Genomic DNA, 26,798 nt, shown 5'->3' on the forward strand with positions numbered 1-26,798 from the left:
CCCGACCTGACCTTAGCGCCGGTACCCAGGTTTCAGTGGTCCAAACCACCAACTTTTTAGCCCGTCGGAGGGGCAGGTTGCTCCAGCCGGTTGACGCACGGGGCAACGGACTTGACATTCCGTCAGGGGCAGAGCCGCTCCACCCGCCACCCGTCGCCCTCGGCGACGAAGCGCAGCCGGTCGTGCAGCCGGTTCTCCCGGCCCTGCCAGAACTCGACGGTGCGCGGGACGACCCGGTAGCCGCCCCAGAACGGCGGCACCGGCACCCCTTCGCCCTCCGGGTACCGGGCGGCCAGGTCCGCGTAGCGCTGCTCCAGCACCGCGCGGTCGGCCACCGGGCTGGACTGCTCGCTGGCCCACGCGCCGAGCTGGGAGCCGTGCGGGCGGGTGCGGAAGTAGGCGGCGGTCTCGTCCCGGCCGACCTTCTCCACCCGGCCGCCGATCACCACCTGGCGGGCCAGGCCGATCCACGGGAACAGCAGCGAGGCGTTCGGGTTGGCGGCCAGGTCGGCGCCCTTGCGGGAGCCGTAGTTGGTGAAGAACACGAAGCCCCGCGGGTCGTAGCCCTTGAGCAGCACGGTGCGCGAGGACGGCAGGCCCTCGGCGTCGGCGGTGGAGACCACCATCGCGTTGGGCTCGACCACGCCCGCCTCGACGGCCTCGTGGAACCACCGGGCGAACTGCCGGAACGGGTCCTCGGCCAACTGGTCCTCGGCCAGGCCCTCGTGCTGGTAATGCCGGCGCATCACGGTCAGGTCCGGCACCGGCCGCTCCTCGGCCGGCGTGGACAGGGCGCTGGGGTGACTGTGGCGTTCCGCGGTAGGCACGCCAACATCATCCCGTACGACAAGCGCCGAGCGCCGCTACGTCCGCGCAAACACCCGGCGATAAGGTGGCCCGCCACCGCAACCCGACCCGCTGCCCGGGGAATCGTCCGGTTTCCACCGGAGCGCCCCGGAAGATCCGCCGACGATGCCGGAGCCGACAGGGGTTCGAGCGGCCCGTGGGGGAAACATCACCGTCGTGGTGTATGGCGCAATGCACTCCGTGCCTGCCACTCTGACACCGAGTGCCAACCACCATCGGTCACCGGCGTGCCGTCCCACCACGGCCGCACGCCGCGTCGGATCACTGAAGGAGCCGTTCTACATGTCGGACTTCGTACCCGGCCTTGAGGGTGTCGTCGCCTTCGAGAGCGAGATCGCCGAACCCGACCGCGAGGGCGGCGCGCTGCGCTACCGCGGGGTGGACATCGAGGACCTGGTCGGTCAGGTCTCCTTCGGCCACGTCTGGGGTCTGCTGGTCGACGGCCGGTTCGCTCCCGGCCTGCCCGCCGCCGAGCCGTTCCCGATCCCGGTCCACTCCGGCGACATCCGGGTCGACGTGCAGTCCGCGCTCGCCATGCTCGCCCCGGTGTGGGGCCTCAAGCCGCTGCTGGACATCTCCGCCGAGCAGGCCCGCGACGACCTCGCCCGGGCCGCCGTGATGGCGCTGTCCTACGTCGCCCAGTCCGCCCGCGGCCAGGGCCTGCCGATGGTCCCGCAGCGTGAGATCGACAAGGCCGGGACCATCGTCGAGCGGTTCATGATCCGCTGGCGCGGCGAGCCGGACCCGAAGCACGTCAAGGCCGTCGACGCCTACTGGACGTCCGCCGCCGAGCACGGCATGAACGCCTCCACCTTCACCGCCCGGGTGATCGCCTCCACCGGCGCCGACGTCGCCGCCGCGCTGTCCGGCGCGGTCGGCGCGATGTCCGGCCCGCTGCACGGCGGCGCCCCGTCCCGAGTGCTCGGCATGATCGAGGAGATCGAGCGCACCGGCGACGCGGCCGGCTACGTGAAGAAGGCCCTCGACAAGGGCGAGCGCCTGATGGGCTTCGGCCACCGCGTCTACCGCGCCGAGGACCCGCGCGCCCGAGTGCTGCGCCGCACCGCCAAGGAGCTCGGCGCGCCGCGCTTCGAGATCGCCGAGGCGCTGGAGAAGGCCGCGCTGGAGGAGCTGCACAACCGCCGCCCCGACCGCGTGCTGGCCACCAACGTCGAGTTCTGGGCCGCCATCATGCTGGACTTCGCCGAGGTCCCCGCGCACATGTTCACCTCGATGTTCACCTGCGCCCGCACCGCCGGCTGGTCGGCGCACATCCTGGAGCAGAAGCGCACCGGCCGACTGGTCCGTCCGGCCGCCCGCTACATCGGCCCCGGCGCCCGCAAGCCGCAGGAGATCGAGGGCTGGGACCAGATCGGCCACTGACACCCGATCGGATGAACAACTGACGAACCGTCAGCATCCTTGACGCCGCCACCGGGCGCGCGCACCGCCCCTGACCTGGGGAAGCGCGCGCCCCGGTGAGTGCTGTCCGGTGCCGGGAAGATCACGTCTCAGCGGCCGGACGGGCTTACAGCCGGGCAATTCGGAGCGATAGGCTGCGGGCGTGGCTCAGATTCAGATCCCCGCCGACAATCTGCCCAACGACGGCCGCTTCGGCTGCGGCCCCTCCAAGGTGCGCCCCGAGGCCCTGAGTGCCCTCGCCGCCACCGGATCCTCCCTGCTGGGCACCTCCCACCGTCAGGCCCCGGTCAAGAACATCGTCAAGCGCGTCCGCGAGGGCGTCGCCGAGCTGTTCTCGCTGCCCGAGGGCTACCAGGTGGTGCTCGGCAACGGCGGCTCCACCGCGTTCTGGGACATCGCCGCGTTCGGACTGGTGCGCGAGAAGTCGCAGCACCTGAACTTCGGCGAGTTCTCCTCCAAGTTCGCCTCCTCCGTGAAGGCCGCCCCGTGGCTGGCCGAACCGACCGTCATCAAGACCGAGCCGGGCACCCACCCGCTGCCGGTCGCCGAGGCGGGGGTGGACGTCTACGCGCTCACCCACAACGAGACCTCCACCGGTGTGGCGATGCCGATCCGCCGCCCCGAGGGCGCGGACGCCGGCTCGCTGGTGCTGGTCGACGCCACCTCCGGCGCCGGCGGCCTGCCCGTCGACATCCGCGAGACGGACGTCTACTACTTCGCCCCGCAGAAGTCCTTCGCCTCCGAGGGCGGCCTGTGGCTGGCCACCTTCTCCCCGGCCGCGCTGGAGCGCGCCGCGGAGATCGCCGGCTCCGGCCGGTACATCCCGCCGTTCTTCGACCTGCCGACCGCGATCGACAACTCCTCGAAGGACCAGACGTACAACACCCCGGCCATCTCCACCCTCTTCCTGCTGGCCGACCAGCTGGAGTGGATGAACGGCCAGGGCGGCCTGGACTGGGCGGTGTCCCGCACCGCCGAGTCCTCCTCGATCCTGTACGCGTGGGCCGAGAAGTCCTCGTACGCGCAGCCCTTCGTCGCCAAGGCCGAGGAGCGCTCGCAGGTCGTCGGCACCATCGACTTCGACGAGTCGGTGGACGCCGCCGCGGTCGCCAAGGCACTGCGTGCCAACGGCATCGTGGACACCGAGCCGTACCGCAAGCTCGGCCGCAACCAGCTGCGCATCGCGATGTTCCCGGCGATCGACCCGGCGGACGTCGAGAAGCTCACCGGCGCGATCGACTACGTGGTCGAGCACCTGAACGGCTGACGCACCCGTCGCCCTTCGAAGGCCCCGGTCCGCGGACCGGGGCCTTCGCTCATGCCGCGTTCGGGCCGAACCGGTCGAGGAAACGGCCGGTGAACAGGTCGCCGCCCTTGAACTCGGAGACCATCGCGGTGGGCGCGGCGAACGGGCCGTCCGGCGAGGGCAGTTGGCCGACGCCGCCGCGGGTGCCCAGCGGCAGCAGGATCATCGGGTGGCCGAGCGGGCGGTAGACCTCGACCGGCTGCTCGCCGCGCAGCTGGGCGGAGATGTTCTTCGCCACCACCTCGGCGTGCTGCATCGCGAAGCCCGCCATGTCGGCCTCCGGCAGGTCGGCCAGGTCGCCGATCGCGTACACGTGCCGGTAGCCCTCGACGTTGAGCCGCTCGGTGACCGCGACCCTGCCGCGCGCGGTGCGCACCGTCAGCTTGCCGTCGGCCAGGTGGTCGCCGTCGACGGCGGCGCCGTACGCCCGGTACCAGACGTCCGCGGTCAGCTGCTCGCCCGCGGCGGTGGTGACGGTGAACTCCCCGGCCCGGCCGGGCTCGCCGGCCGGCGGGTCGACCAGCGCGGTGCCGAGCCGGAGCTCGACGCCGAGCGCGTCCAGTTGCCGGTGCAGCTCCTCGGCCACCTCGGGCAGGAAGCCCGGCAGCAGGGTCTCGCCCGGGTCGACCAGCACCACCCGCTTGTCCGGCCAGACCTCCTTGATCTCCCCGGCCAGCTCCAGGCCGACCGGCCCGGCGCCGAGGATCAGCACCCGCTCCGCGGTGGCCAGCTCCCGGTGCGAGGCCCGGAAGTCCGCGATCGCGCCGGCCACCGTGTCGGAGGCCGGGTGCGCCGGGTGGCTGTGCCGGGAGCCGGTGGCCAGCACCAGGTAGTCGGCCGGCAGGTGCTCGCCGGAGGCCAGCGTCACCCCGTGCGGGTCGACCGAGACGGCCCGGTCGCGGACCACCCGGGCCTCGGTCAGCAGCGTCTCGTACGGGAAGAACATGTTCCCCGCCCAGTCCGGCCGGGCCAGCGCCCGCAGCGACCCGGCCACGTTGACGAACGCGTCCCGCGGGTCGACCAGCACCACCTCGGCCTCCGCCTCCAGCGCCTTGGCGACCGAGGCGCCTCCGTAGCCCCCACCGATCACGACGACGGTACGACTCATGACTGCCCACCCCTTCGGTTGTCCGGGCGAACGGACTTCCGTTCGCACCACGAACATAGTTGTTCGTGGTGCGAATTACTAGCCGATTCAAAAGGAAACTTCGCGCCGCGAACTATCCGCCTTCCCGTGGTACCCTCCCCGAATGGCGAAACCCGAAGCCGGCCCGATGAGCCTGGTCGCCGCCCTGGTGCGGTCCTCCTTCCTGGTGGACGCCGCCTATGCCCAGGCCGGCCGCGAACACGGCCTCACCCCGCAGCAGGGGCAGCTGCTGTGCGTCCTGATGGCCCGTCCGTACGGGATGGGCGAGCTCTCCGGCGTCCTCGGCCTGGCCAAGTCCTCGCTCACCGGACTGGTCGACCGCACCGCGCAGCACGGCCTGGTCCGCCGCGAGGACGACCCGCGCGACAGCCGCGCCGTCCGGGTCGCGCTCACCGACGAGGGCAGCGAACTCGCCGAACGCTTCTACGCCGACGCCTGCCGCCGGATCGACGACCTGCCCGCCGGGCTGACCGCCGAGCAGCGCGAGACGCTGGCCGCGCTGCTCGGCCGGGTGGTGCTGGACAACGAGGCCCCGGTGGTCTTCGTCGAACCCGACCGGGCCTGACGCGTCGCCTACCAGGCGTAGGCCTCCGGCGCGGGGCCGCCGCCGTTCGGGCCGGGCGGCGGGAACAGCCGGTCCAGCTCGGCCAGCAGTGCCGCGTCCAGCTCCAGGTCGAGGGCGGGCAGGGAGCCGTCCAGCTGGGCCGCCGTGCGCGGTCCGATGATCGGGCCGGTGACGCCCTCCTGGGCGAGCAGCCAGGCCAGGCCCACGTGCGCCGGGTCGGCCCCGGCCGCGGCGCACAGCTTCTCGTACGCCTCGATGGTCGCGCCGTGCTCGGCCAGTGCCGCCGCCGAGTGCCCGCTGCCGCCGCGCGCCGCCGTCCCCTCGCGCCGCTTGCGCAGCACCCCGCCGAGCAGTCCGCTGTTCAGCGGGCCCCACGGGATCACGCCGATGCCGTAGTGCCGGGCGGCGGGCAGCACCTCCAGCTCCGCCCAGCGGGTCATCAGGTTGTACCGGGACTGCTCGGCGACCAGCCCGAGGAAGTGCCGCTCGCGGGCCGCCTCCTGGGCCTGCGCGAGGTGCCAGCCGGCGAAGTTCGACGAGCCGAAGTACAGCACCTTGCCCTGCTGCCGCAGGACGCCGAACGCCTCCCAGACCTCCTCCCACGGCGTGTGCCGGTCGATGTGGTGCATCTGGTACAGGTCGATGTGGTCGGTGCCGAGCCGGCGCAGCGAGTCCTCGCAGGCCCGCCGGATGTGCAGCGCGCTCAGCCCGCCCTCGTTCGGGCGGCTGCCGGTCGGGATGTAGACCTTGGTGGCCAGCACCGTCCGCTCGCGGCGCTCCGGCGAGCCGGCGAACCAGCGGCCGATGATCTCCTCGGTCGAGGTCTCCCCCGGCCGGGTGCCGTAGACGTTCGCGGTGTCGAAGAAGTTGATGCCGTGCTCGTGCGCCCGCGCCATGATCGCGTGGCTGTCCTGCTCGGAGGTCTCGGTGCCGAAGTTCATCGTGCCGAGCACCAGCCGGGACACCCTCAGCCCACTGCGGCCGAGCCGGGTGTACTCCATGGAAATCCGCCCCCTGCGTCGCGGCGGGCCCCACGGTCGGGCCCGCGTCGCGCCCCACCCTACGGATCGGCCGCCCGTGAACCGGCCCCGTCGCCCGAACCGGGCGGGGCCTACTTCTGCACGAGGGCGCTGATGATCACCACGGCGAGCAGCAGGACGAACGCGCCGGTCACGATCCGCATACGGGTCTTCGGGTCCACGCTTCGAGACTAGTCGGTCGCCCGGCCTACCCCTGCCCCGGCCCCTCCCCGGCGGGCAGGGCATCGCCCCGGTACTCGCGCTGCCGGAAGACCGTCGGGGCGACGCCGACCCGGCGGGTGAACAGGCGGGTGAAGTACGCCGGGTCCTGGTAGCCGACCCGGCGGGCCACCGCGGAGACCGGCAGTTCGCTGGCCGCCAGCAGGTGCTTGGCCTCGTTCAGGCGGACGGTGAGCAGGTACTCCTTCGGGCTGGTCGCGCCCTGGGCGCGCACCGCGCGACGCAGTTCCTCCACGCCCATGCCGACCCGCCGGGCGTGCTCGGCCACCGACATCGGCAGGCAGGCGTCCCGGCGCAGCACCTCCATCACCGGTGCGCCCTCCGGGCCCAGGTCGGCCCGGTGCCGGTGCAGCTCCACCAGCAGCTCGTGGACCGCCGCGGACGCCTCCGCCCCCGCCGTCGGCCCGCCCCGGCGGCAGACCGCGGCGATCCGGGCGATCACCCGCTGCGCGGCCTCCGCGGAGTCCAGCGGCACCACCTCGGCCTCCGGCAGCAGCCCCAGCTCGGCGTACCCGGCGGTGCCCGCGCCGGTGAAGTCCACGAAGGACTCCGCCCAGCCGTCCCCGTCCGGCCCGTAGTGGTGCGGCACTCCCGGCCGCAGCCACAGCACCGCGGGCGCCGCCACCGGCAGCCGCCGGCCGCCCGGCGGCGCGTACCAGCCGCGCCCCGAGCCGACCACCACCGCCACCCAGTGGTCCAGCACCCGCGGCCCGACCACCGGCAGCCGTCCGCGCTGCAGGCCCACCCCCAGGCACGCCAGGCCGGTGCGCAGCTGCGCCGGCCCGGGCGTCAGGTAGTGCCACCAGCGCTCCATCGTCCTCCGTCCTCGGATTCCTTCCCGGACAAGTCCAACACGCCGTCCCGCTTTGTCCATGGTCCGGGCCGGTGCCTTCTTGCAGGCTGGGGGGCATGCTCACCTACGACTCGACCGGCTTCCGCCTCGACGGCCGCCCGCTGCGCATCCTCTCCGGCGCGATGCACTACTTCCGCACCCGCCCCGAGCAGTGGCCCGCCCGCCTCGCCGCGCTGCGCGCGATGGGGCTGAACACCGTCGAGACGTACGTGCCGTGGAACCTGCACGAGCCCTCCCCCGGCCGCTTCGAGCGCCTCGACGAACTGGGCGCGTTCCTCGACGAGGCGCACCGCCAGGGCCTGTGGACGATCGTCCGGCCCGGCCCGTACATCTGCGCCGAGTGGGACAACGGCGGCCTGCCCGGCTGGCTGACCGCCAAGGTCGGCCGCCGGGCCCGCACCAGCGACCCCGAGTACCTGGCCGCCGTCGACGCCTTCTTCGACGTCCTGCTGCCGCAGGTCGTCGACCGCCAGTGGGGACGGCCCGGCGGCACCGTGCTGATGGTCCAGGTCGAGAACGAGTACGGCTCCTTCGGCAGCGACCCGGTCTACCTCGACCACCTGGCCCGCGGCCTGCGCGAGCGCGGCGTCACCGTCCCGCTGTTCACCTCCGACGGCCCCGAGGACCACATGCTCGGCGGCGGCACCGTCCCCGGCGTCCTGGCCACCGTCAACTTCGGCTCCGACCCGGAGGCCGCGTTCGAGACGCTGCGCCGCCACCGTCCCCAGGACCCGCCGTTCTGCATGGAGTTCTGGAACGGCTGGTTCGACCACTGGGCCAAGCCCCACCACACCCGGGACACCGCCGACGCCGCCGACTCCCTCCGCCGCATCCTCGCCGCCGGCGGCTCCGTCAACCTGTACATGGCCCACGGCGGCACCAACTTCGGCACCACCGCCGGCGCCAACCACGAGGACGCGCCGTTCAACTCCACCGACTGGACGCACTCCCCGTACCAGCCGACCACCACCTCCTACGACTACGACGCCGCCCTCGACGAACGCGGCCTGCCCAGCGCCAAGTTCGACGCGTTCCGGCAGGTCATCGCCGAATTCGCGGCCGAGAACCCCTCGCTGGTGCACTACTTGGACGACCGGGTCGCCGAGCTGCCCGCTGCGGCTCCCGTCCTGGGCGGACGTGACGTCGCGCTCACCGAGATCGCCGAGCTGCCGTTCGGGGACGCCGTCGCCTCCCCCGTGCCGCCGCTGTTCGAGGAACTCGGGCTGGAGCAGGGCCTGGTCCGCTACACCACGACCGTGCCCGCCATCAGCAACGCCCAGCCGCTCACCGTCGAAGGCCTGCGCGACCGGGCCGCCCTCAAGGTGGCCGGCAAGCACGCCGCCTCGCTCGAACGCGGCGTCGCCGCGGAGAGCGTCACCGCGACCGGCGGCGACCGGGTCACCCTGCTCGTCGAATCGCTCGGCCGGGTCAACTACGGCCCGCTGGTCGGCGAGACCAAGGGCATCACCGGCGTCCGCCACGAACGCCAGTACCTGCACGGCTGGCACGCGCAGCCGCTCGCCCTCGACCCGCTGCCCCCCACCACCGCCTACGCGGCGGGCGACCCCGGCCCCGAGCTCCTCGCCCGCGGCACCCTCCACCTGGACGCCACCGGCGACACCTTCCTCGCCGTCCCCGACGGCGACCACGGCTACCTGTGGGTCAACGACTTCCTGCTCGGCCGCTACGACCGCCGGGGCCCCCAGGTCACCCTCTACTGCCCGCAGCCGCTCCTCCACGAGGGCGCCAACACGCTCACCCTGCTGGAGCTGGGGCAGGCGGCGCCCAAGCGCATTCAGCTTCGCGAGGCTCCCGAACTGGGGTAGCGAACCAGCGACCAGGGGCGCGGGGAACTGCGCGCAGCGGAAGGACCCAACCGCAAGATCGCGACGCAGGACAGTGACTTGCACCCGCTCGCGACCTCACGGACCGGCTAGCGCTCGTCGCGCAGTTCCCCGCGCCCCTGGGTTCGCACCCTCTCCACGACTGTGTACCTCGCCGGGCCGAACCCTGTCTCGCTGCGCATCAAGTAGACCGACCCGGCCTCCCACTCCGTCCCTCGAAAACCTCTCATCGCGTCTGCCATCGCCCGCATCCCGCCCGCCCTGAAACGACTGCGGGCCAGCGTCAGGTGCGGGTGGAACGGGTGGTCGTCCGTGACGTCCAGCGCGTCGCGGACCGCGTCCGCGAGTCGTCGCAGGGCAGCCGTCCCGCCCTGAACGCCGCACCAGAGCACCCGGTCCCCGAACGTCCCGCCGCCGGCCAGCCGCAGGCGGAGTCTCGGGTGGCCGACCGCGACGGTCGCCAACTTCTCGGAGAGCTGCGGGACTTCGTCCGCGGGGACGTCGCCCAGGAAAGCCAGGGTGAGGTGCCACCCGGCCGTCTCGCTCCAGCGCAGGCGGTCCGCTCCGGGGAGTTCTCGCAGCGAAGCCGTCGCGGCGGCGAGTTCCTCGATGGCGCGGGTGGGCGGGTTCACGGCGACGAAGAGCCTCATTCCGTCATCCTGCCCTACCGTCCGACGGCCGCCACCGGATAGAACAGGGGCCATGCGTATCCGCACCGGAGGTCCCGACTCCGCCCCCGCCCTGCTCGCACTCATCGACGGCGCGGTCGCCTGGCTGACCGCGCAGGGCCGCACCGGCCAGTGGGGGTCGGTGCCGTGGTCGCAGCGTCCGGAGTCGGTGGCGCGGGCCGAGCAGGCGTGTCGTGAGCAGTTGGTCCGGGTCGCCGAGCGGGCCGCCGGCGGGGGCGACGCGCTGGGGGTGTGCGTGCTGTCGGAGGAGGCTCCGTCGTACGCCCCGCCGGCGCCGGAGCGGGAGTTGTACGTGCGCTGGCTGGTCACCGACCGGGCGCACAGCGGGTCCGGCATCGGTTCGGCGCTGATCGCGGACGCCCTGCGGGAGGCCCGGGCCCGCGGCATCGAGCTGCTGCGGGTGGACTGCTACGCGGGCGGCGACGGCCGGCTGGTCGAGCAGTACGAGCGGCTGGGGTTCACCCGGTCCGCCACGTTCACCGTCGACCAGCCGGCCGGCCCGTGGCCGGGCCAGGTGCTGGAGCAGCGCGTCCCGCGGGACTAGCAGGCGGTCGCCAGGTCGTCCTTCTGCACCACCGAGAACACCCGGCCGCGGGCCCGCACCGGGTGCAGGTCGAGCCGGAGGCGCAGGCCGCCGATCCGGCCGAGGACCAGGGCGACCACGCCGGCGGCCGCGGCGGAGACCAGGCCGCAGGCGAGCAGGCCGAGACGGGGGCCGTACTGGGCGGTGATCCAGCCGACCAGCGGGGCGCCGATCGGGGTGCCGCCGGTGAAGACCAGGACCAGCAGGCCCATGACGCGGCCGCGCATCTCGGGGTCGGTGCCGAGCTGGAGCGCCGAGTTGACCGAGGTGTTGAAGGTCAGGCCGAAGACGCCGATCAGGGTGAGCAGCAGCGCGAACGTCCAGTAGCCGGGTGCGAACGCGGCCATGATCTCCAGCGCGCCGAAGGCCAGCGCCGCGAGGACCAGGCGGCGCAGCCGGGGTGCGCCGCGCCGGGCGGCGAGCAGCGCGCCGGTGAGCGAGCCGACCGCCATGGCGGTGTTGAGCAGGCCGTACGCGCCCGCGCCGACGTGGAAGGTGTCGTGCGCGAAGCCGGCAAGCAGGGTCGGGAAGTTGAACCCGAAGGTGCCGATGAAGCCGGCCAGCACCATCGGCCAGAGCAGTTCGGGCCGTTCCCGGACGTAGCGCAGGCCCTCGCGGAGCTGTCCGCGTTCGCGGGCGATCCGCTCGACGGGGCGCAGTTCGCTGCTGCGCATGGCGAGCAGGCCGCCGATGACCGCGGCGAAGGACAGTGCGTTGAGCCCGAACGCCCAGCCGCTGCCGACCGCGGCGATCAGCGCGCCGGCCACGGCGGGGCCGACCAGTCGGGCGGTCTGGAAGTTGGCGGCGTTCAGGCTGACCGCGTTGGCGAGGTCCTTGGCGGGGACCATCTCGCTGACGAAGGCCTGCCGGGTCGGGTTGTCGACGACCGTGACCAGGCCGAGCAGCAGCGCGAACAGGTAGACCACGCCGGCCGTGACGGCGCCGGTGATGGTGAGCAGGGCGAGGCCGGCGGCGAGCAGGCCCATCGCGCCCTGGGTGGCGATCAGCAGCCGGCGCTTGGGCAGCCGGTCGGCGAGGACGCCGCCCCACAGGCCGAGCAGCAGCATGGGCAGGAACTGCATGGCGGTGGTGATGCCGACCGCGAAGGGGCTGCCGGTGAGGCTGAGGACCAGCCAGTCCTGGGCGATGCGCTGCATCCAGGTGCCGGTGTTCGAGACGACCTGACCGGCGAAGTAGTACCGGTAGTTGCGGATGCGCAGGGACGAGAACATCCCTCCCGGGCGGGTGAACCGGCCCGGCGAAGCGGCGGGGGTCTCCGCCGCGGTGCGTTCCTCGGGGTCGTCGTCGCCGCTGCCCGGCAGGCCCGCGGGGGCGGGCGCCTGGCTCTGCGCGGCGGGTGCGCCGGTGGGCGCGGGTTCGGCGGCGGCCGTCTCGTCGGCGAACGGCTCGTCGGTGCGCTGCCCGGTGGGACGGGCGGTGATGCGTCGGGGGTCGGTGCGGAAGTCGGTGCGGATGGTCGCGGTGCGGATCGCGGCGGCGCGGGCGGCCGGCGGTGTCACAGTGGTCTCCCCTCGACGCGCCGCGACCGTTTCGACGGTCGCGGCGCGGTGTGTGGCGCTGGTGGGTGCTGCGGTGATGCGGTTCTCCTTCGTTCGCCCTGAGACGGTGGCCGGTCGGCCTACAGGTGGGCCAGTTTGTAGAGCACGGGCGCGGCGGCCTTCAGCCGCTCCCACTCGTCCTCGTCGAGGCCCTCGGCGAGCTCCGCCAGCCAGGCGTTGCGCCGCCGGCGGGACTCGTTGAGGATCTGCTCGGCCTGTTCGGTGCTGCTGACCACCACCTGTCGGCGGTCCTCCGGGTGCGGCTCGCGCCGTACCAGGCCCTTCTCCTCCAGCATCGCGATGATCCTGGTCATGGAGGGCGGCTGGACGTGCTCCTTGCGCGCCAGCTCGCCGGGCGTCGCCTTGCCGCAACGGGCAAGCGTGCCGAGCACTCCCATCTCGGTGGGGCTCAGCGACTCCTCGACCCTCTGGTGTCGCAACCGTCGGGCCAGGCGCATCGCGGACGACCGCAGCTGGCTGACCGCCACCAGGTCGTCCTCGGACATCTCGGGCATGTCCTTAGCCTACGTCATTACCAAAGCTAAAGAAAATTGATTTCGATCACGCCCGTCCGGGGCGGTCGGGGCCGTCCCGGCGGTCAGTCCGCGCTGAGTTGGAAGGCCAGCCGGCCGAAGCGCAGGCGGTCGCCGGGACGGACGACGGTGCTGCCGGCCAGGCGGCGGTCGTTGACGTAGGTGCCGTTGCTGGAGCCGAGGTCGTAGAGCACCCAGTCGCCGCCCTCGAAGCGCAGTTCGGCGTGCCGGCGGGAGACGGTCGCGTCGCCGAGGCGCAGGCCGGAGCCGATCATCCGGCCGATCAGCAGCCGGCCGACGGCCGGGGCGGGCAGCTGCAGGCGGGTGAGCTGCTCGGCCTGCCAGGTCTGCCGCAGCCGGACGTTCAGCGCGGAGACCTTGGCGACGCTGCGCAGCAGCAGTCGGGAGACCGGGCCGTAGGTGCGCAGGTCGGCGACGACCTCGGCGAGTTCGGCGCGGCTGCGGGCGGTGAGCACCAGTTCCATCCGGCGGATGAAGGTGTCGTGGGAGAGCCGGCCGCTGCCGACGCCGTCCCGCAGGACTTCCAGCGCGCTGTCCCGCTCGCCCTGCGAGGGGCGGGCCAGTCCGGTGCCGAACTCCTGAGCGCTCATGGCGCGATTGTCGGCCGGGCGGGGCGCGACTGTCCAGCAGGTGGTGCGCCCCCGATCGTCACAGTCCTCAACTGCGCCCCCACCGGGCCTCTTTCGGCGAATTGACAGTCAACTCGCCCACCCGGCAAGGCCCCTCCTGGCAGGATCCGGCGCAGCACGATCCACCGCACGAGGGAGCACCGCCATGCCCGTGATCGCCGTGACCGGGCACATGGACCTCACCCCGGCCACCGCCCGCGCGGTGCGCGCCGCCCTCGACGCCCTCCTCGCGCCGTACCCGACCGGGGAGTTGACGGGCGTGTCGTGCCTCGCGCCGGGCGCCGACACGCTGTTCGCGGACGCCGTCCTGGCCCGCGGCGCCCGCCTGGTCGCCGTGCTGCCGGGCCCGTCCTACCCCGGCCCGGGGGCCGGGTCCGACTTCGGCCGGCTGCGGGCCGCCGCCGACCGGGTGCTGGTGCTGCCCGCGGCCGTGCTCGACGACGCCGCCTACGTCGCCGCCAACGTCGAACTGCTCGCGCTGGCAGACGAGTTGGTCGCGGTCTGGGACGGCGGGCCGGGCAACGGCCCGGGCGGGACGGCCGACATGGTCGCCGCCGCCCGGGCCGCGGGGGTGCCGGTGCGGGTGGTGTGGCCGTCCGGCGCGGCCCGTGCCGGGCGCTGAACCCGCCCGGGGGTTCCGGGCGGGTTCGGGCCGAGCGCCGAACGCCGAACGCCGAACGGCGTTACGGCTCCAGGCGGTTCGGGCCGCGGAACAGGAAGACCGCGTCCCGGATCGACGGCAGCCCGAGTGCCAGCATCAGCACCCGGCCGAGGCCCAGCCCGAAGCCGCCGTGCGGGGGCATGCCGTAGCGGAAGCAGTCCAGGTAGCGGCCGAGCGAGCCCTCCGGGCTCGCGTCCATGCCCTTCTCCCGGGCCTGCGCGACGAGTTGGCCGTGCCGGTGCTCGCGCTGCGCGCCGGTGGTGATCTCCACGCCCTTCCACAGCAGGTCGAAGGAGTCGGTGACGCCCGGGTCGTCGGCGGGCCGGCGGTGGTAGAACGGCCGTACCGAGGCCGGGAACCGGGTGACGAACACGAACTCGTGCCCGTACTCCTCGGCGACCAGCGCGCAGAGCAGCCGCTCGCCCTCCGGGTCCAGGTCCTCCCGGACACCCTCCCGGTCCCAGCCGGCGGCCCGCAGCTTCGCCGTCGCCTGCGCCATGGTCAGCCGGGGGAAGGGGAGTTCGGGCACCACGACGCGGGTGCTGCCGTACTGCTCGATCTGCTCGCCGTGCCGTTCGGCGACCCGCTCCAGCACCCGGTGCAGCATCCGCTCCAGGAAGGACATCACGTCCTCGACGGAGTCGATCCACGCCAACTCGACGTCCACGCCGGTGAATTCGGTGGCGTGCCGGGAGGTGAAGGAGGGCTCGGCGCGGAACACCGGGCCGATCTCGAAGACCCGGTCGATGCCGGCGGCGATCGCCATCTGCTTGTAGAACTGCGGCGATTGGGCGAGGTACGCCGTCCGGTCGAAGTACCCGACCCGGAACACCTCGGCGCCGGACTCGGAGGGCGTGCCCATCAGCTTCGGCGTGTGCAGCTCGGTGCAGCCCTCCTCGGCCGCGACCTCGCGCATCGCCTGCTCGACGGTGGTCTGCACCTCGAACACCAGCCGCCGCTCCGGGCTCCGCAGGTCCAGGAAGCGCCAGTTCAGCCGCTGTTCCGGCCCGGTCCCGGCGTCGATCGGCAGGCCGGGTTCGGCGGCCGAGACCACCTCGATCCGCTCCGGCACGATCTCCAGGCCGCCGAGCTTGACGATCGGGTTGGCGACCACCTTCCCGGTGATCTCCACGGCCGACTCCGGGGTCAGCCCGCGCAGCAGCTCGTCCAGCCCGTCCCCGTCGCCCCCACGGCGGTGGGTCACCTGCACCATCCCGGTGTGGTCCCGCACCACCACGAACTGCACTCTGCTCTGCAGCCGCAGCGTGTGCACCCACCCCTTGACCGTCACCGTCGAGTCCACCGCGGACCCCAACGCACCGACGAGGGTTCGTACCATGATCAGCAACTCCCTGGGTTGCGGACGCGTTGTTCGCGCCACAAGAAGAGCGGTAAACAGCCGCCCGAGGACGCGCCCACGGTAGCCGCCCGTCCACCCGCCACACCTCCGGTTTTTCCCGTCCGGGGCCTCCGCCCGGGCCCCGCCCGGCCGTAGGATGGCCCGACTCGGCTGCGGCAAGGGGGAGTTGACGGCCGACCGGCGATACGCGTGCAGCTGGGGAGGTCGCCCGATGGGCGAGGACGCATGGGACCGGCCGACGGTGCGGCCGCAGACCCTGGAAGGGCTGATCGACCTGGTCGGCCACCAGATCGAAGTGGCGGCGCTGCCCCGGGCGCAGACGCCCGTCCGGCAGCTGGTGGTGCACGATCCGCTCGACCGGCCGATCGGCCGGGGCGACCTGGTGGTCGCCGCCGGCCTCGACTCGGACAGCGCCGAGGCCGAGAACCTGCTGCGCACCGCCGGGGCGGCCGAGGCCGCGGGCGTGGTGCTGCGCGAGAACCGCAGCCCCGACCGCAAGCAGCAGCTGGCGGCGCTCGCCGAACAGGCCGGGACGGCGCTGCTGTTCCGCGCCACCTGGATGACCTGGCCGCGACTGATCAACACCCTGGGGACCGCCGCAGCGATCGGCCCCGTCCCGGACAGCGCCAATGTGCCGCTCGGCGACCTCGGCAAGCTGGCCCGGCTGATCGCCGCCCAGGTGCAGGGCGCGGTGACCATCGAGGACCCCGACTCCCGGGTCCTCGCGCACTACGCGGAGAGCGCCGAACTCGACCCGATCCGGATCCACACCATCTCCACCGGGCAGGTCCCCGAGGAACGGCGCCGGGCGATGACCGAGGACGGCTTCTTCAAGGAACTCTGGTCCAGCAAGAAGGTGTTGCACCGCCGCGCCACCGACCGGATCCCGGAGCGGATGGCGGTGGCGGTCCAGGTCGGCGACGAACGCCTCGGCTCGATCTGGGTCGCCGCGCTGAACGGGCGCACCCTCCAGGACAGCGCCGTCGACGCCCTGCAGGTCGCCGCCCGGCTGGCCGCCGCCCATCTGCTGCACCACCACTCCCGGCACCACGGCCACAGCGAACTGCTCACCGAGGCCACCCGCGCGGTCCTCGACGGCCGCGGCTCCGGCGCCCTGCTCGCCCGGCACAGCGGCCTGCCCGCCGACAGCCGCTGCGCCGTCCTCGCCGTCGGCGTCGACGGCCCCCTCGACGACGACCTGCGGGTCCGGCTGGCCCGGCACGCCGGCTGGCACCCCGCCGGACCCGGCCGCAGCTCCCTGCTGCTCCCCTGCGAGCGCGGCGTGCTGATCCTGCTGGCCGGCCTCGCCGCCGACCCGCCCACCGCCGGACTCCAGGTCGCCGACTACGGCCGCCGCCTGGCCGCCGACCTGACCGCCCATCTGGGGAGCCGCGTCCTCGTCGGCCTCGGCCCCGTCCAGGACCGCCTCGACCACGCCTCCCGCTCCCGCGAGTCCGCCGAACTCGCCCTCAGCGGCCTGCTGTTCGGGCGCGCCGCACTCGGCAGCGCCACCGTCGACGAGGTCGCCGACGCGGTGGCCCTGTGGCACGTCCTGGAGACCCTGCGCGACCTGCCGCTGCCGGTCCGGACCTCGGTGTTCCGGCTGGTCGAGGACGCCGGGCAGAAGGGCGACCGCAGCCTGGTGGACGCCCTGCGCGCCTACCTGGAGAACTCCGGCGAACTCGGCCGCGCCGCCGACTCGTTGGGCGTGGCCCGGACCACCTTCTCCGACCGCTTCCACAAGAAGGTGCTGAAGATCGCCCGCCTGGAGGTCGCCGACCCGGACGCCCGCCTGCTCGCCCACCTCCAACTGCGGCTGCTGGACCACGAGTCCGGCCGGACCACCGCGCCCTGACACCGTTTCGGGCCGCCGAATCCGTGCCCGGACACCGACTCGCCCCCGCCCGCCCACCGCCCGTCCGCCCGCACACCCCCGCCCCGCCCGGACCGTCGCCCCGCGCCGGCCCCACCCGAACGGGCGCGGCCCACGGTGCGCGCGCCCCGTCGCACCCGCCGAAACCCGGCGCGGCGGGCACAGACACGGCGGCACCCCGAACCGCACGCTGGAACCACGGCCCGGAACGCCATCGGGCCCGGTCCCCTTCCTGCCGACCTCGCGCGGAGCGTGCCCCATGACCGACCACCAGCCCCTGATCGGCGCCGAGCGCCGCGAACTCATCCTCCGCGCCGCCGTCCGCGACGGCCTGCTCGACCCGGAGGACACCCCGCTGGCCGCCTTCCTCGACCTGGACGCCGTCACCGAGACCGTGGCCGCGCTGCACGCCGCGTTCCCCGCCCGGCTCGACGTGCTGCACGCGTTCGCCGCCAAGGCCAACCCGCTCGGACCGGTGCTGCGCCGGCTGCGCGGCCTCGGCATGGGCTGCGAGGTCGCCAGCCCCGGCGAGTTCGCGCAGGCCCTGGCGGCCGGCTTCGCACCCGACCGGATCGTGCTCGACTCCCCCGCCAAGACCCGCCGCGAACTGGCCCTCGCGCTGGACCTCGGCGTCGCCGTCAACCTCGACAACTGGCAGGAACTCGCCCGCGTCGACGAGCTGCTGGCCGGCCGCCCCACCACGTCCCGGATCGGCGTCCGGATCAACCCGCAGGTCGGCGGCGGCAGCATCGCGGCGATGAGCACCGCCACCGCCACCTCCAAGTTCGGCATCCCGCTGGCCGACCCCGGCAACGCCGACCGGCTGGTCGACGCCTTCCGCGCCCGCCCCTGGCTGACCTGGCTGCACTGCCACATCGGCTCCCAGGGCGTGGACCTGTCCCGGATGGCGGCCGGCGTCGGCGCGACCGTCGACTTCGCCGAACGCGTCAACCGGGAACTGGGCCGACGCCAGGTCACCGGCATCGACCTCGGCGGCGGCCTGCCGGTCAACTTCGCCGACGACCGGATCACGCCCGGCTGGGACGCCTACGTCGAGCAGCTCCGGCACCACGCCCCCGCGCTGTTCGGCGGCGACTACCGGCTGGTCACCGAGTTCGGCCGGTCCGTGCTGGCCAAGGCCGGCTTCCTCGCCTCCCGGATCGAGTACACCAAGACGGCCGGCGGCCGGGCCATCGCCGTCGGCCACGCCGGCGCCCAGGTCGCCACCCGCACCGTCTTCATGCCCGACAGCTGGCCGCTCCGGATCACCGCCCACTCCCCGTCCGGCGCCGCCAAGCAGGGCCCGCTCGTCCCGCAGGACGTGGCCGGCCCCTGCTGCTTCGCCGGCGACCTGGTCGCCCGCGCCCGCCCGCTGCCCCTGCTGGAGCCCGGCGACCTGGTCTGCCTCCTCGACACCGGCGCGTATTACGCCAGCCACCACTTCAGCTACAACTCCCTCCCCGAACCCCCCGTCCACGGCGCCCGCACCGACTCCACCGGCGCCGTCCGGTTCGAGACCCTCCGCCCCGCCCAGACCGTCGACGACCTGGTCACCCGCACCCTCGGCTGACCCACCGCCCGAAAGGAGAGCCGCCCATGCCCCGCACCCGCCCCGCCCCGCCCGCCGACCGCACCATCCTGATCGTCGTCGTCCTCGTCCTCACCGTCACCCTCCGCCTCACCGGCGACCTCGACCCCCTCCCCCTCCTCACCACCGCCGCCCTCCTCGCCCGCCGCCTCGCCCCACGCTGACCCGCCCCGGGGAGACACAGCAAACGGCCCTCCCCCGCAGTCGCGGGGGAGGGCCGTCGGGCGACCTGGAGGTCAGAGCAGGCCGAGGGCCGGCATCAGGTAGTAGAAGGCGAAGACCGCGGCGACGCAGTACATCGGGATCGGGACGGTGCGGGCCCGGCCGGCCACCACGCGGAGGAGGCAGAAGGCGATGAAGCCGAAGCCGATGCCGTTGGTGATGGAGTAGGTGAACGGCATCATCGCGATGGTGAGGAAGGCCGGCATCGCGATGGTGTAGTCGGACCAGTCGATGTCCTTGATGGAGTTCGCCAGGATCAGGAAACCGACGGTGACCAGCGCGGGCGTGGCGGCCTGGGCCGGGACCATGGTCGCGAGGGGGGTGAGGAAGAGGGCGACCATGAAGAGCGCGCCGGTGACGACGGAGGCGAAGCCGGTGCGGGCGCCCTCGCCGACGCCGGCGGTGGACTCGACGAAGCAGGTGTTCGCGGAGGAGGAGGTCGCGCCGCCGGCCGCGGTGGCGATGCCGTCGATCATCAGGACCTTGTTGATGCCGGGCAGGTCGCCCTTCTCGTCGAGCAGGTGGGCCTCGTCGGCGACGCCGAGGATGGTGCCCATCGCGTCGAAGAAGCAGCTCATCAGCACGGTGAAGACGAACAGGACGCCGGTCAGCACGCCGACCTTGGAGAAGCCGCCGAACAGGCTGACCTGGCCGACCAGGCCGAAGTCGGGGGTGGCGACGGGGTTGCCGGGCCAGGCCGGGACGGTGAGGCCCCAGTGCTCGGGGGCCAGGTCCGCGAACTGCTGGATGATCACGGCGGCGGCGGTCATCACGGCGATCGAGATGAGGATCGCGCCGGGCACCTTGCGCACGACCAGCGCCATGGTGAGCAGCAGGCCGACGATGAAGATCAGGACGGGCCAGCCGTGCAGGTGGCCGCCGACGCCGAGCTGGAGCGGGACGGTGGTGTGGGCGGCGTCCGGGATGCGGGAGACGAAGCCGGAGTCGACCAGGCCGACCAGGGCGATGAACAGGCCGATGCCGATGGCGATGGCCTTGCGCAGCCCGAGCGGAACGGCGTTCATGACGCGCTCGCGCAGACCGGTGGCGACCAGCAGCATGATCGCGAAGCCGGCCAGCACCACCATGCCCATGGCGTCGGGCCAGGTCATCTTGGGGGCGAGCTGGAGCGCCACGATGGTGTTGACGCCCAGGCCCGCGGCGAGACCGATCGGAACGTTGCCGATGACGCCCATCAGCAGGGTGGTCAGACCGGCGGTGAGCGCGGTGGCGGTGACCAGCTGGGCGCTGCTGAGGTGGGCGCCGTTCATGTCCGTGGCCGAGGCCAGGATGATCGGGTTGAGCACCAGGATGTACGCCATGGTGAAGAACGTGGCGACACCACCGCGGATCTCACGGGGCAGCGTGGAGCCGCGCTCGGAGATTCTGAAGTAGCGGTCCAGCGCGCCGGACGAGGGCTTCGGCGCGTTCTGGGAGGGCTCGGGCGACGCGGTGGTCGACTGGGCCTGAGACATTCGGGCGTCCTCGATCGGGTGAGGCAAGGGTGGGGGGAGTTTCAGTATGGCGATCCCCGTCGTGGACGCGCCATCTTCGCGCGTAGAGCGAGGCCCTTACGATCGATGTCGATCGAATACGAAAGAGCCGCTGCCGGTCCCGGTCCGACCGGACCCCCGCCACCCGCCCGGACCCGCCCCGTACCCTAGGCGCATGCCCAAGACCGCGCTGCGCTCCGCCCCCCCGCCGCTAGAGGCGAACGACGTCGCCATCGTCGGCACCGGCACGGTGCTGTGGTTCGTCGCTTTCGTGGTGCTGCTGCCGTTCCAGGGCTGGCTGTCCGACCACGGCCACGGCAACTGGCCGTGGGTCTGCCTGTCCGGCGGCCTGCTCGGCCTGATCGGCCTGAAGTACTGCCGGGCCCGCCGGGACGCGATCCGCCGCGCCCGCGCCGCCGAGGCGGCGCAGACCACCGACGCCACGCAGTAGGCAGCGGCCCGGGGACGGTGTGAGCTGCCACTCGTCCGGCACGAAACGGCCGAGGCGGGGCGCACTGCCCAAATCGCCCACCTAGAGTCGGTGCCATGACGCACCCAGCGGAAGGCACTGCTCCCGCGAGCCCCGGCTCGCACCCCTCCGGCGCGGGCGGGGCCTACCACCCCGGCCTGACCGGGGCCGAGGTGGCGGAGCGGATCGCCCGCGGGCAGGTCAACGACGTGCCGGTGCGTTCCAGCCGCTCGGTGCGGGAGATCGTCCGCGCCAACGTGTTCACCCGGTTCAACGCGATCATCGGCGTGATGTTCGGCATCATCCTGGTGGTCGGACCGATCCAGGACGGCCTGTTCGGCCTGGTCATCGTCGCCAACACGGCGATCGGCATCATCCAGGAGCTGCGCGCCAAGAAGACCCTGGACAGCCTGGCGCTGATCGGCGAGGCCCGCCCGCAGGTGCGGCGAGACGGCGCGGCCGTCCAGGTCGCCACCGGCGAGATCGTGCTGGACGACACGGTGCTGCTCGGCATCGGCGACAAGGTCGTGGTGGACGGCACGGTCACCGAGGCGGACGGCCTGGAGATCGACGAGTCGCTGCTGACCGGCGAGCCGGACGCGGTGCACAAGCGCCCGGGCGACCACGTGATGTCGGGCTCGTTCGTGGTGGCCGGCGCGGGCGCGTTCACCGCGACCAAGGTCGGCCGGGAGGCGTACGCCGCCAAGCTCGCCGAGGAGGCCAGCCGGTTCACCCTGGTCAAGTCGGAGCTGCGCACCGGCATCGACCAGATCCTGCGGATCATCACCTACCTGCTGATCCCGACCGCGCTGGGCCTGATCGTCAGCCAGCTCGCGGTGCAGCGCAACGACTGGCAGGAGGCCGTCCGGCGGATGGTGGCCGGCATCGTGCCGATGGTCCCGGAGGGCCTGGTGCTGCTGACCTCGGTGGCCTTCGCGATCGGCGTGATCCGGCTGGGCCGCAAGCAGTGCCTGGTCCAGGAGCTGCCCGCGATCGAGGGCCTGGCCCGGGTCGACACGGTCTGCCTGGACAAGACCGGCACCCTCACCGAGGGCGGCATGGACCTGATCGACCTGCGCCCGATCGGCGACGCGTCCAAGACCCGGGTCGCCGAGGCGCTGGGCGCGATCGGCGCGGCCGACACCCGCCCGAACCCGAGCATGCAGGCCGTCATCGACGCGTACGGGCCGCCGGAGGAGGGCCGCTGGCGGGTGCTGGAGGCGATCCCGTTCTCCTCGGCCCGCAAGTGGAGCGGCGTGCAGCTGCTGGAGCCCGACGGCGCCGAGGGCAGCTGGCTGCTGGGCGCCCCCGACATCCTGCTGCCGGCCGGGCACCCGGCGCTGGCCGAGGTCGACGAGCTCGGCGCGAAGGGCCTGCGGGTGCTGCTGCTGGGCCGCAGCCCGCTGCCGCTGGACGACCCCGACCCGGCCGCGCAGCTGGAGCCGCTGGCCCTGCTGGTGCTCCAGCAGCGGGTGCGCGAGGACGCCGCGGACACCCTGCGCTACTTCCGCTCGCAGGACGTCCGGGCGAAGGTGATCTCCGGCGACAGCGCGGTGTCGGTCGGCGCGGTCGCCGCGCACCTGGGCCTGCCGGGCGCGGAGACCGCCACCGACGCCCGGACGCTGCCCACCGACCCCGAGCAGCTGGCCGAGGTCGCCGACCGCACCGCCGTGTTCGGCCGGGTCACCCCGCAACAGAAGCGGGCGCTGGTCGGCGCGCTGCAGTCGAAGGGCCACACGGTGGCGATGACCGGCGACGGCGTGAACGACGTGCTGGCGCTGAAGGACGCGGACATCGGCGTGGCGATGGGCACCGGCTCGGACGCGACCCGGGCGGTCGCGCAGATCGTGCTGCTGGACGACCGGTTCGCCACCCTGCCGTCGGTGGTCGCCGAGGGCCGCCGGGTGATCGGCAACATCGAGCGGGTGGCCGGGCTGTTCCTGGTGAAGACCGTGTACTCGGTGCTGCTGGCGCTGCTGGTGGTGTTCACCCAGGTCCCGTACCCGTTCCTGCCGCGGCACTCGACGGTGCTGTCCTCGCTGACCATCGGCATCCCGGCGTTCTTCCTGGCGCTGGCGCCGAACAACGAGCGGGCCCGCACCGGCTTCGTGCGGCGGGTGCTGCGGCTGGCCGTCCCCGGCGGCATCATCTGCGGCACCGCCACCTTCGTGGCGTACGCGCTGGCCCGCGCCGACCACGACACGGCGCTGAAGGCGGACACCTCGGTCGCCACCCTGACGCTGTTCATCACCGCGATCTGGGTGCTGGCGATCGTCGCCCGCCCCTACACCTGGTGGCGGCTGCTGCTGATCGGCACCATGGCCGGCGCGTTCTCGCTGGTGCTGGTGGTGCCGTGGCTGTCCGACTTCTTCCAGCTCCAGCTGGTCGGCTGGCGCGACCCGCTGATCGGCGTGGCGATCGCCGTGGTCGCCGGGTGCCTGCTGGAGGTCACCTCGCGGGTGTTCGTCGAGAAGAAGGAGGCCGACGCGGCGGCGTAGGCCTCCCCCTCCCGGGGCGTCACTCGTAGTCGCGCGCCGCCAGCAGCTCGTAGGCCCGGTCGGGTTCGGTGAGCGCGGCGAGGACCTCGAACCGGCGGTGCCACTGCTGGACGGACCAGGCCAGGCCCGCGGCCAGGCCCTCGGGCGTGGCGGCGTGCAGCAGACCGGGCACCGGCGGGACCTCGAACTCTCCCCCAGCCCCGGCGGGCTGGGAGGCGCCCCCACCCTCGTCCCACTCCTCGACGTCCTCCGGGTCGTAGGGCAGCTCCGGCGCGGTGGCGGCGGTGTCCCAGCGCCAGTCCACCCGGGCGTCCTCGCCGTCGGGGCCGACCACCAGCAGTTCCTCGTGCTCCTCGTACACGGCGGGGCAGCCGGGGAGCAGCTCGCGGACCACTGCGGGGGTGCGGTGCAGGGCGCCCTCGGAGAGCACCCGGCCGCCGGCCACCTCGCTGGCGAGCGAGACGTGCAGGCGTTCGGCCAGGGCGGGGGCGAGCGCGGGGTGGACCGGCAGCACCGGGTGGTCGTGCAGCAGCTCGACCAGGTCGGGGGCGTCGGCGACGACCGCGGCGGCGGCGTCGACGATCACGGTGCGGTCGTCCCGGCGGCCGGTGCCGTCGTCCAGCGGGGCCAGCGCCCGCACCACGTCCAGGGCCTCCACCCGCTCGGCCGGGAGGGCCGCCAACGCGCTGTAGATGCCGTGCAGTTGACGGTGGGTGACGTCGGACAGCGGGTCGGTGAGGCGGTCGATCAGCTCCTCCGGGCCGTGCGGCTCGGCGAGCAGCGCGGCCAGCGTGGTGCGCACCCCGAGGGCGTGCAGGAACTGCGGGTCCAGGTCCGTCCGGGCCTCGTCGTACAGGCCGCGCAGCAGCGGGTCGGCGCCGGCCGCGCGCAGGCCGGCGGGCTCCCGGCCGTCCAGCACCGGGTGGTCGCGCAGCCACCAGGCGGTGTACGGCGGCAGGTCGGTGTAGGTGCCGTCGGGCAGCAGGGTGCGGACGGGCGTCACCACCGCGTCCCGGTACGGGGGGCGGGCGAGCAGCGCGAGCGCCTGCGGCCAGGCGTCGTCGGCGACCAGGTCGAGGTCGCGGACGGCGAGCAGTTCGGCGGCCACCGGCGGGACGCCCAACTCGGCCGCGTCGTCGGCGTGCAGGGACTCCAGGGCGTCCTCGCACCAGTCGGCGAGGCCGTCGGGGGCCTCGTCGATCAGGCCGGTCGGGGCGCCGCCGGCGGCGCGGTCGGCGGGGGCGGTCGGGTCGAGCCGCTCCAGGTCGTCGGGGTCGAGGACGACGTCCTCGGCGCGCACCAGGGTGAACGTGGTGAGCACGCCGGCCGCGGCCAGCACCTCGGGGCCCCAGCGCTCCAGCAGGTCCTCGTCCACGAACGCGGCGTCGTCCTCGCCGGCCAGGTTCGCCAACGGGCTGTCGGGGAGCAGCAGTTCGCCCGCGCGGGCGAGTTCGCCCTCGTCGTCGGGGAGCGCCAGCCGGGCCAGCCACGGGTGCTCGCCGGGGGCCGGCGCGGCGGCCTTCACCAGCGCCAGCACGGCGTCCGCGAGGTCCACCGCGGCGTCGTAGTCGTCCTCGCCGAGCTCCAGCGAACGAGCGACGGCGGCCCGCAGCTCGGGGGTCTCCAGCAGACCCGCGGGAGTGGCGGTGGCGGCGCCCAGCTTGGCCAGCAGCGGGTGCGCGGCCTCGGGGTGGGCCAGGCGCAGGTCCAGCAGGTCGAGGGCCTCGGCCAGCGACTCGGGGTAGCCCTCGAAGCCGGCCCAGTCGGCGGCGTCGGACGGCAGCAGGACCCGGCGCGGGCCGGTCACCGTACGGCCGTCGGCCAGCGGGACGGGCAGCGCGCCGAGCGCCTCCGGGTCGGCGCCGGCCAGCGCCGCGTACAGGCTCCGCCACCACGCGGGGTCGCGCTCCAGACCGCCCAGCTGGTCGACCACCTCGGCCAGCGGGACCCGGCGCACCCGCAGCGTGCGCAGCTCGGTGCGGCGCTCCAGGCCGGCCGGCAGCAGGCCGGGGAAGATCGGGGCGAGCGCCTCCACCACCGAGTCGTCGGCGCCCTCCAGCAGCACCGCGTCCTGCGGGCGCAGCGCCGGGGTGCCCTCCTCGGTGCCGCGCGGGTGCGGCAGGAACGGCGTCCCGGGCAGGCGGTCCAGGATCGCGGTGCGCAGCGCGTTGTCGAGCGCGCCCCCACCCAGCGGGGCCGGCACCAGGTCCAGCGAGTGGACGTCCGCGCCGCGGGAGCGCAGCAGCTCGACGTACGCCTCGGCGGCGCGTTCCACCAGGAAGTCGGTCAGCGGGCCGGGCGCGACGTGCCGGCGGGTCGGGTCCAGCGGGAACGAGGCGATCAGCAGCGCCGGCACCCCGAGCGGCTCCTCGCTCGGCGTCGGCGCGTGCACCACGGCGGCGGTCCCGGGCCGCTGCGGGCGCCCCTTCCCGTCCACCGGCACCGCCCAGGTCAGCGTCCACTGCGGCCGGGCCCGTTCCTCGGTGGTGCGGTCGGCCAGCAGCTCCGCCGACGCCGTGCCGGACGCGCCGACGGTCTGCCAGACGGTGCTGCGCTCCCCGTCGGTGACGGTGACGGTCGGCAGCTGTTCCGGCCGCGGCGGCTGCGCGCTGCGGGTGAGCGTGCGCACCCCGTCGGCGGTCTCCACGACCACCTCGGCCAGGCCCGGCAGGGTCAGCAGCAGCGCGTCGTCGATCGCCGCCAGCAGCCGGGCCGTCAGGTCCTCGGCGGCGCTGTCGCGCAGCGGCAGCACCACCACCGTGTGGTAGCCCTCCGGGGCCCGCCCCTCCGTCGCGAACGGCAGCCGGAGCAGCGGGACGTGCCCCTCACGGCGCGTCAACTCCTCGGCCAGCTCCGGTCGTTCCTCGACCAGCGCGCGCGCCTCGGCCAGCGACCAGCGCACCCCGCCGGAGTGGCTCAGCACCGCGGGCTCGTCGCTGACGGCCAGCACCGCGGAGAACCCCACGCCGAACCGGCCCACCACCGGCCGCTCGTCCTCCCGCTTGGCGGACGCCCGCAGCGTGGACAGCGACTCCACCGCCTCGGCGTCCAGCGGCGCACCGGTGTTGGCCGCTGCCAGCACCCCGTCCCGCAGGGTCAGCCGGAGCCGGCCGGCGACTCCCGCGCGGGCCGCCGCATCCGCGGCGTTCTGCGCCAACTCGACGATCAGCCGGTCCCGGTACCCGCCGAGCGCGAGCTCCTCCTCGGCGTTCGCGTCCTCCCGGAATCTCGCCGGTGCAGCCGTCCACGCCGCCAGCACGGTGTGCCGCAGCCGGGCCGTGTCGAAGACGTCCGGGCCCTCGGGGGACGCCGCGCTGCCGATGATCCGAGACTCCACGTGCCGAGCCGCCCTTCGCG

The 26,798-nt window shown here is 73.8% G+C and carries 22 protein-coding genes; 11 read left to right on the top strand and 11 right to left on the bottom strand.

Annotated features, from left to right (window positions below):
• Positions 1-122: 122 nt before the first annotated feature.
• The gene (gene pdxH, locus CG736_RS19865) at positions 123-746 is read right to left on the bottom strand and encodes a pyridoxamine 5'-phosphate oxidase (protein ID WP_100587640.1); all 624 of its coding nucleotides are present in this window, start codon (positions 744-746) and stop codon (positions 123-125) included.
• Positions 747-1,149: 403 nt separating this feature from the next.
• On the opposite strand from pdxH, the gene CG736_RS19870 reads away from it, so the two are divergent.
• The gene (locus tag CG736_RS19870) at positions 1,150-2,250 is read left to right on the top strand and encodes a citrate synthase 2 (RefSeq protein ID WP_100587533.1); all 1,101 of its coding nucleotides are present in this window, start codon (positions 1,150-1,152) and stop codon (positions 2,248-2,250) included.
• 181 nt (positions 2,251-2,431) lie between these two features.
• On the top strand, positions 2,432-3,556 hold the full coding sequence (gene serC, locus CG736_RS19875; protein ID WP_100587534.1) for a phosphoserine transaminase: 1,125 nt from the start codon (positions 2,432-2,434) through the stop codon (positions 3,554-3,556).
• Between the two features lie 49 nt (positions 3,557-3,605).
• On the opposite strand, the gene CG736_RS19880 is transcribed toward serC, so the two are convergent.
• A complete protein-coding gene (locus tag CG736_RS19880) occupies positions 3,606-4,703 on the bottom strand; it encodes an NAD(P)/FAD-dependent oxidoreductase (RefSeq protein WP_100587535.1) in 1,098 nt (365 codons plus the stop codon).
• Between the two features lie 166 nt (positions 4,704-4,869).
• Between CG736_RS19880 and CG736_RS19885 the strand changes: the two genes are divergently transcribed.
• Positions 4,870-5,307 carry a MarR family winged helix-turn-helix transcriptional regulator gene (locus CG736_RS19885; protein WP_100587536.1) on the top strand — a complete coding sequence of 146 codons (438 nt, stop codon included), beginning with the start codon at positions 4,870-4,872 and terminating at the stop codon, positions 5,305-5,307.
• An 8-nt stretch (positions 5,308-5,315) separates the two neighbouring features.
• On the opposite strand, the gene CG736_RS19890 is transcribed toward CG736_RS19885, so the two are convergent.
• Complete coding sequence (locus CG736_RS19890; RefSeq protein ID WP_100587537.1) at positions 5,316-6,308, bottom strand: aldo/keto reductase; 993 nt, start codon at positions 6,306-6,308, stop codon at positions 5,316-5,318.
• Between the two features lie 226 nt (positions 6,309-6,534).
• A complete protein-coding gene (locus tag CG736_RS19895) occupies positions 6,535-7,380 on the bottom strand; it encodes an AraC family transcriptional regulator (protein WP_100587538.1) in 846 nt (281 codons plus the stop codon).
• Positions 7,381-7,475: 95 nt separating this feature from the next.
• On the opposite strand from CG736_RS19895, the gene CG736_RS19900 reads away from it, so the two are divergent.
• On the top strand, positions 7,476-9,245 hold the full coding sequence (locus CG736_RS19900) for a beta-galactosidase family protein (protein WP_100587539.1): 1,770 nt from the start codon (positions 7,476-7,478) through the stop codon (positions 9,243-9,245).
• A 107-nt stretch (positions 9,246-9,352) separates the two neighbouring features.
• On the opposite strand, the gene thpR is transcribed toward CG736_RS19900, so the two are convergent.
• On the bottom strand, positions 9,353-9,913 hold the full coding sequence (gene thpR, locus CG736_RS19905) for an RNA 2',3'-cyclic phosphodiesterase (protein WP_157815654.1): 561 nt from the start codon (positions 9,911-9,913) through the stop codon (positions 9,353-9,355).
• 52 nt (positions 9,914-9,965) lie between these two features.
• Here thpR and CG736_RS19910 point away from each other — a divergent pair, with 52 nt between their 5' ends.
• Entirely contained in the window at positions 9,966-10,496 is a 531-nt protein-coding gene (locus CG736_RS19910; RefSeq protein WP_083462620.1) for a GNAT family N-acetyltransferase, read from the top strand.
• Here CG736_RS19910 and CG736_RS19915 read toward each other — a convergent pair.
• From CG736_RS19915 to CG736_RS19925, 3 genes are all read right to left on the bottom strand, one after another.
• The gene (locus CG736_RS19915) at positions 10,493-12,055 is read right to left on the bottom strand and encodes an MFS transporter (protein ID WP_100587540.1); all 1,563 of its coding nucleotides are present in this window, start codon (positions 12,053-12,055) and stop codon (positions 10,493-10,495) included. The genes CG736_RS19910 and CG736_RS19915 overlap by 4 nt on opposite strands.
• Positions 12,056-12,174: 119 nt before the next feature.
• Positions 12,175-12,609, bottom strand: coding sequence for a MarR family winged helix-turn-helix transcriptional regulator (locus CG736_RS19920; RefSeq protein WP_100587541.1), 435 nt, complete (start codon positions 12,607-12,609; stop codon positions 12,175-12,177).
• A gap of 83 nt (positions 12,610-12,692) precedes the next feature.
• Positions 12,693-13,238: a DUF1707 and FHA domain-containing protein gene (locus CG736_RS19925; RefSeq protein WP_100587542.1), complete on the bottom strand. Its 546-nt coding sequence runs from the start codon at positions 13,236-13,238 to the stop codon at positions 12,693-12,695.
• Between the two features lie 184 nt (positions 13,239-13,422).
• Between CG736_RS19925 and CG736_RS19930 the strand changes: the two genes are divergently transcribed.
• A complete protein-coding gene (locus tag CG736_RS19930) occupies positions 13,423-13,899 on the top strand; it encodes a hypothetical protein (RefSeq protein ID WP_100587543.1) in 477 nt (158 codons plus the stop codon).
• Between the two features lie 61 nt (positions 13,900-13,960).
• On the opposite strand, the gene aspS is transcribed toward CG736_RS19930, so the two are convergent.
• Positions 13,961-15,277, bottom strand: a complete 1,317-nt coding sequence (aspS, locus tag CG736_RS19935; protein WP_100587544.1) for an aspartate--tRNA(Asn) ligase — start codon at positions 15,275-15,277, stop codon at positions 13,961-13,963.
• A gap of 232 nt (positions 15,278-15,509) precedes the next feature.
• Between aspS and CG736_RS19940 the strand changes: the two genes are divergently transcribed.
• From CG736_RS19940 to CG736_RS36340, 3 genes are all read left to right on the top strand, one after another.
• Positions 15,510-17,153, top strand: coding sequence for a helix-turn-helix domain-containing protein (locus tag CG736_RS19940; RefSeq protein WP_100587545.1), 1,644 nt, complete (start codon positions 15,510-15,512; stop codon positions 17,151-17,153).
• Between the two features lie 277 nt (positions 17,154-17,430).
• Positions 17,431-18,741 (top strand): hypothetical protein, encoded by a 1,311-nt coding sequence (locus CG736_RS19945; protein WP_100587546.1) that lies wholly within the window; start codon positions 17,431-17,433, stop codon positions 18,739-18,741.
• 26 nt (positions 18,742-18,767) lie between these two features.
• Entirely contained in the window at positions 18,768-18,923 is a 156-nt protein-coding gene (locus CG736_RS36340) for a hypothetical protein (RefSeq protein ID WP_157815655.1), read from the top strand.
• A gap of 72 nt (positions 18,924-18,995) precedes the next feature.
• Here CG736_RS36340 and CG736_RS19950 read toward each other — a convergent pair whose 3' ends face one another.
• The gene (locus CG736_RS19950; RefSeq protein WP_100587547.1) at positions 18,996-20,456 is read right to left on the bottom strand and encodes an NCS2 family permease; all 1,461 of its coding nucleotides are present in this window, start codon (positions 20,454-20,456) and stop codon (positions 18,996-18,998) included.
• Between the two features lie 193 nt (positions 20,457-20,649).
• Here CG736_RS19950 and CG736_RS19955 point away from each other — a divergent pair, with 193 nt between their 5' ends.
• Entirely contained in the window at positions 20,650-20,925 is a 276-nt protein-coding gene (locus CG736_RS19955) for a DUF2530 domain-containing protein (RefSeq protein ID WP_043915628.1), read from the top strand.
• Between the two features lie 95 nt (positions 20,926-21,020).
• Complete coding sequence (locus CG736_RS19960; RefSeq protein WP_100587548.1) at positions 21,021-23,441, top strand: HAD-IC family P-type ATPase; 2,421 nt, start codon at positions 21,021-21,023, stop codon at positions 23,439-23,441.
• Between the two features lie 19 nt (positions 23,442-23,460).
• Here CG736_RS19960 and CG736_RS19965 read toward each other — a convergent pair whose 3' ends face one another.
• Positions 23,461-26,778 (bottom strand): sacsin N-terminal ATP-binding-like domain-containing protein, encoded by a 3,318-nt coding sequence (locus CG736_RS19965; protein WP_100587549.1) that lies wholly within the window; start codon positions 26,776-26,778, stop codon positions 23,461-23,463.
• Positions 26,779-26,798 lie beyond the last annotated feature (20 nt).

The organism is Kitasatospora sp. CB02891 (genome assembly GCF_002803145.1).
GTDB lineage: Bacteria > Actinomycetota > Actinomycetes > Streptomycetales > Streptomycetaceae > Kitasatospora > Kitasatospora griseola.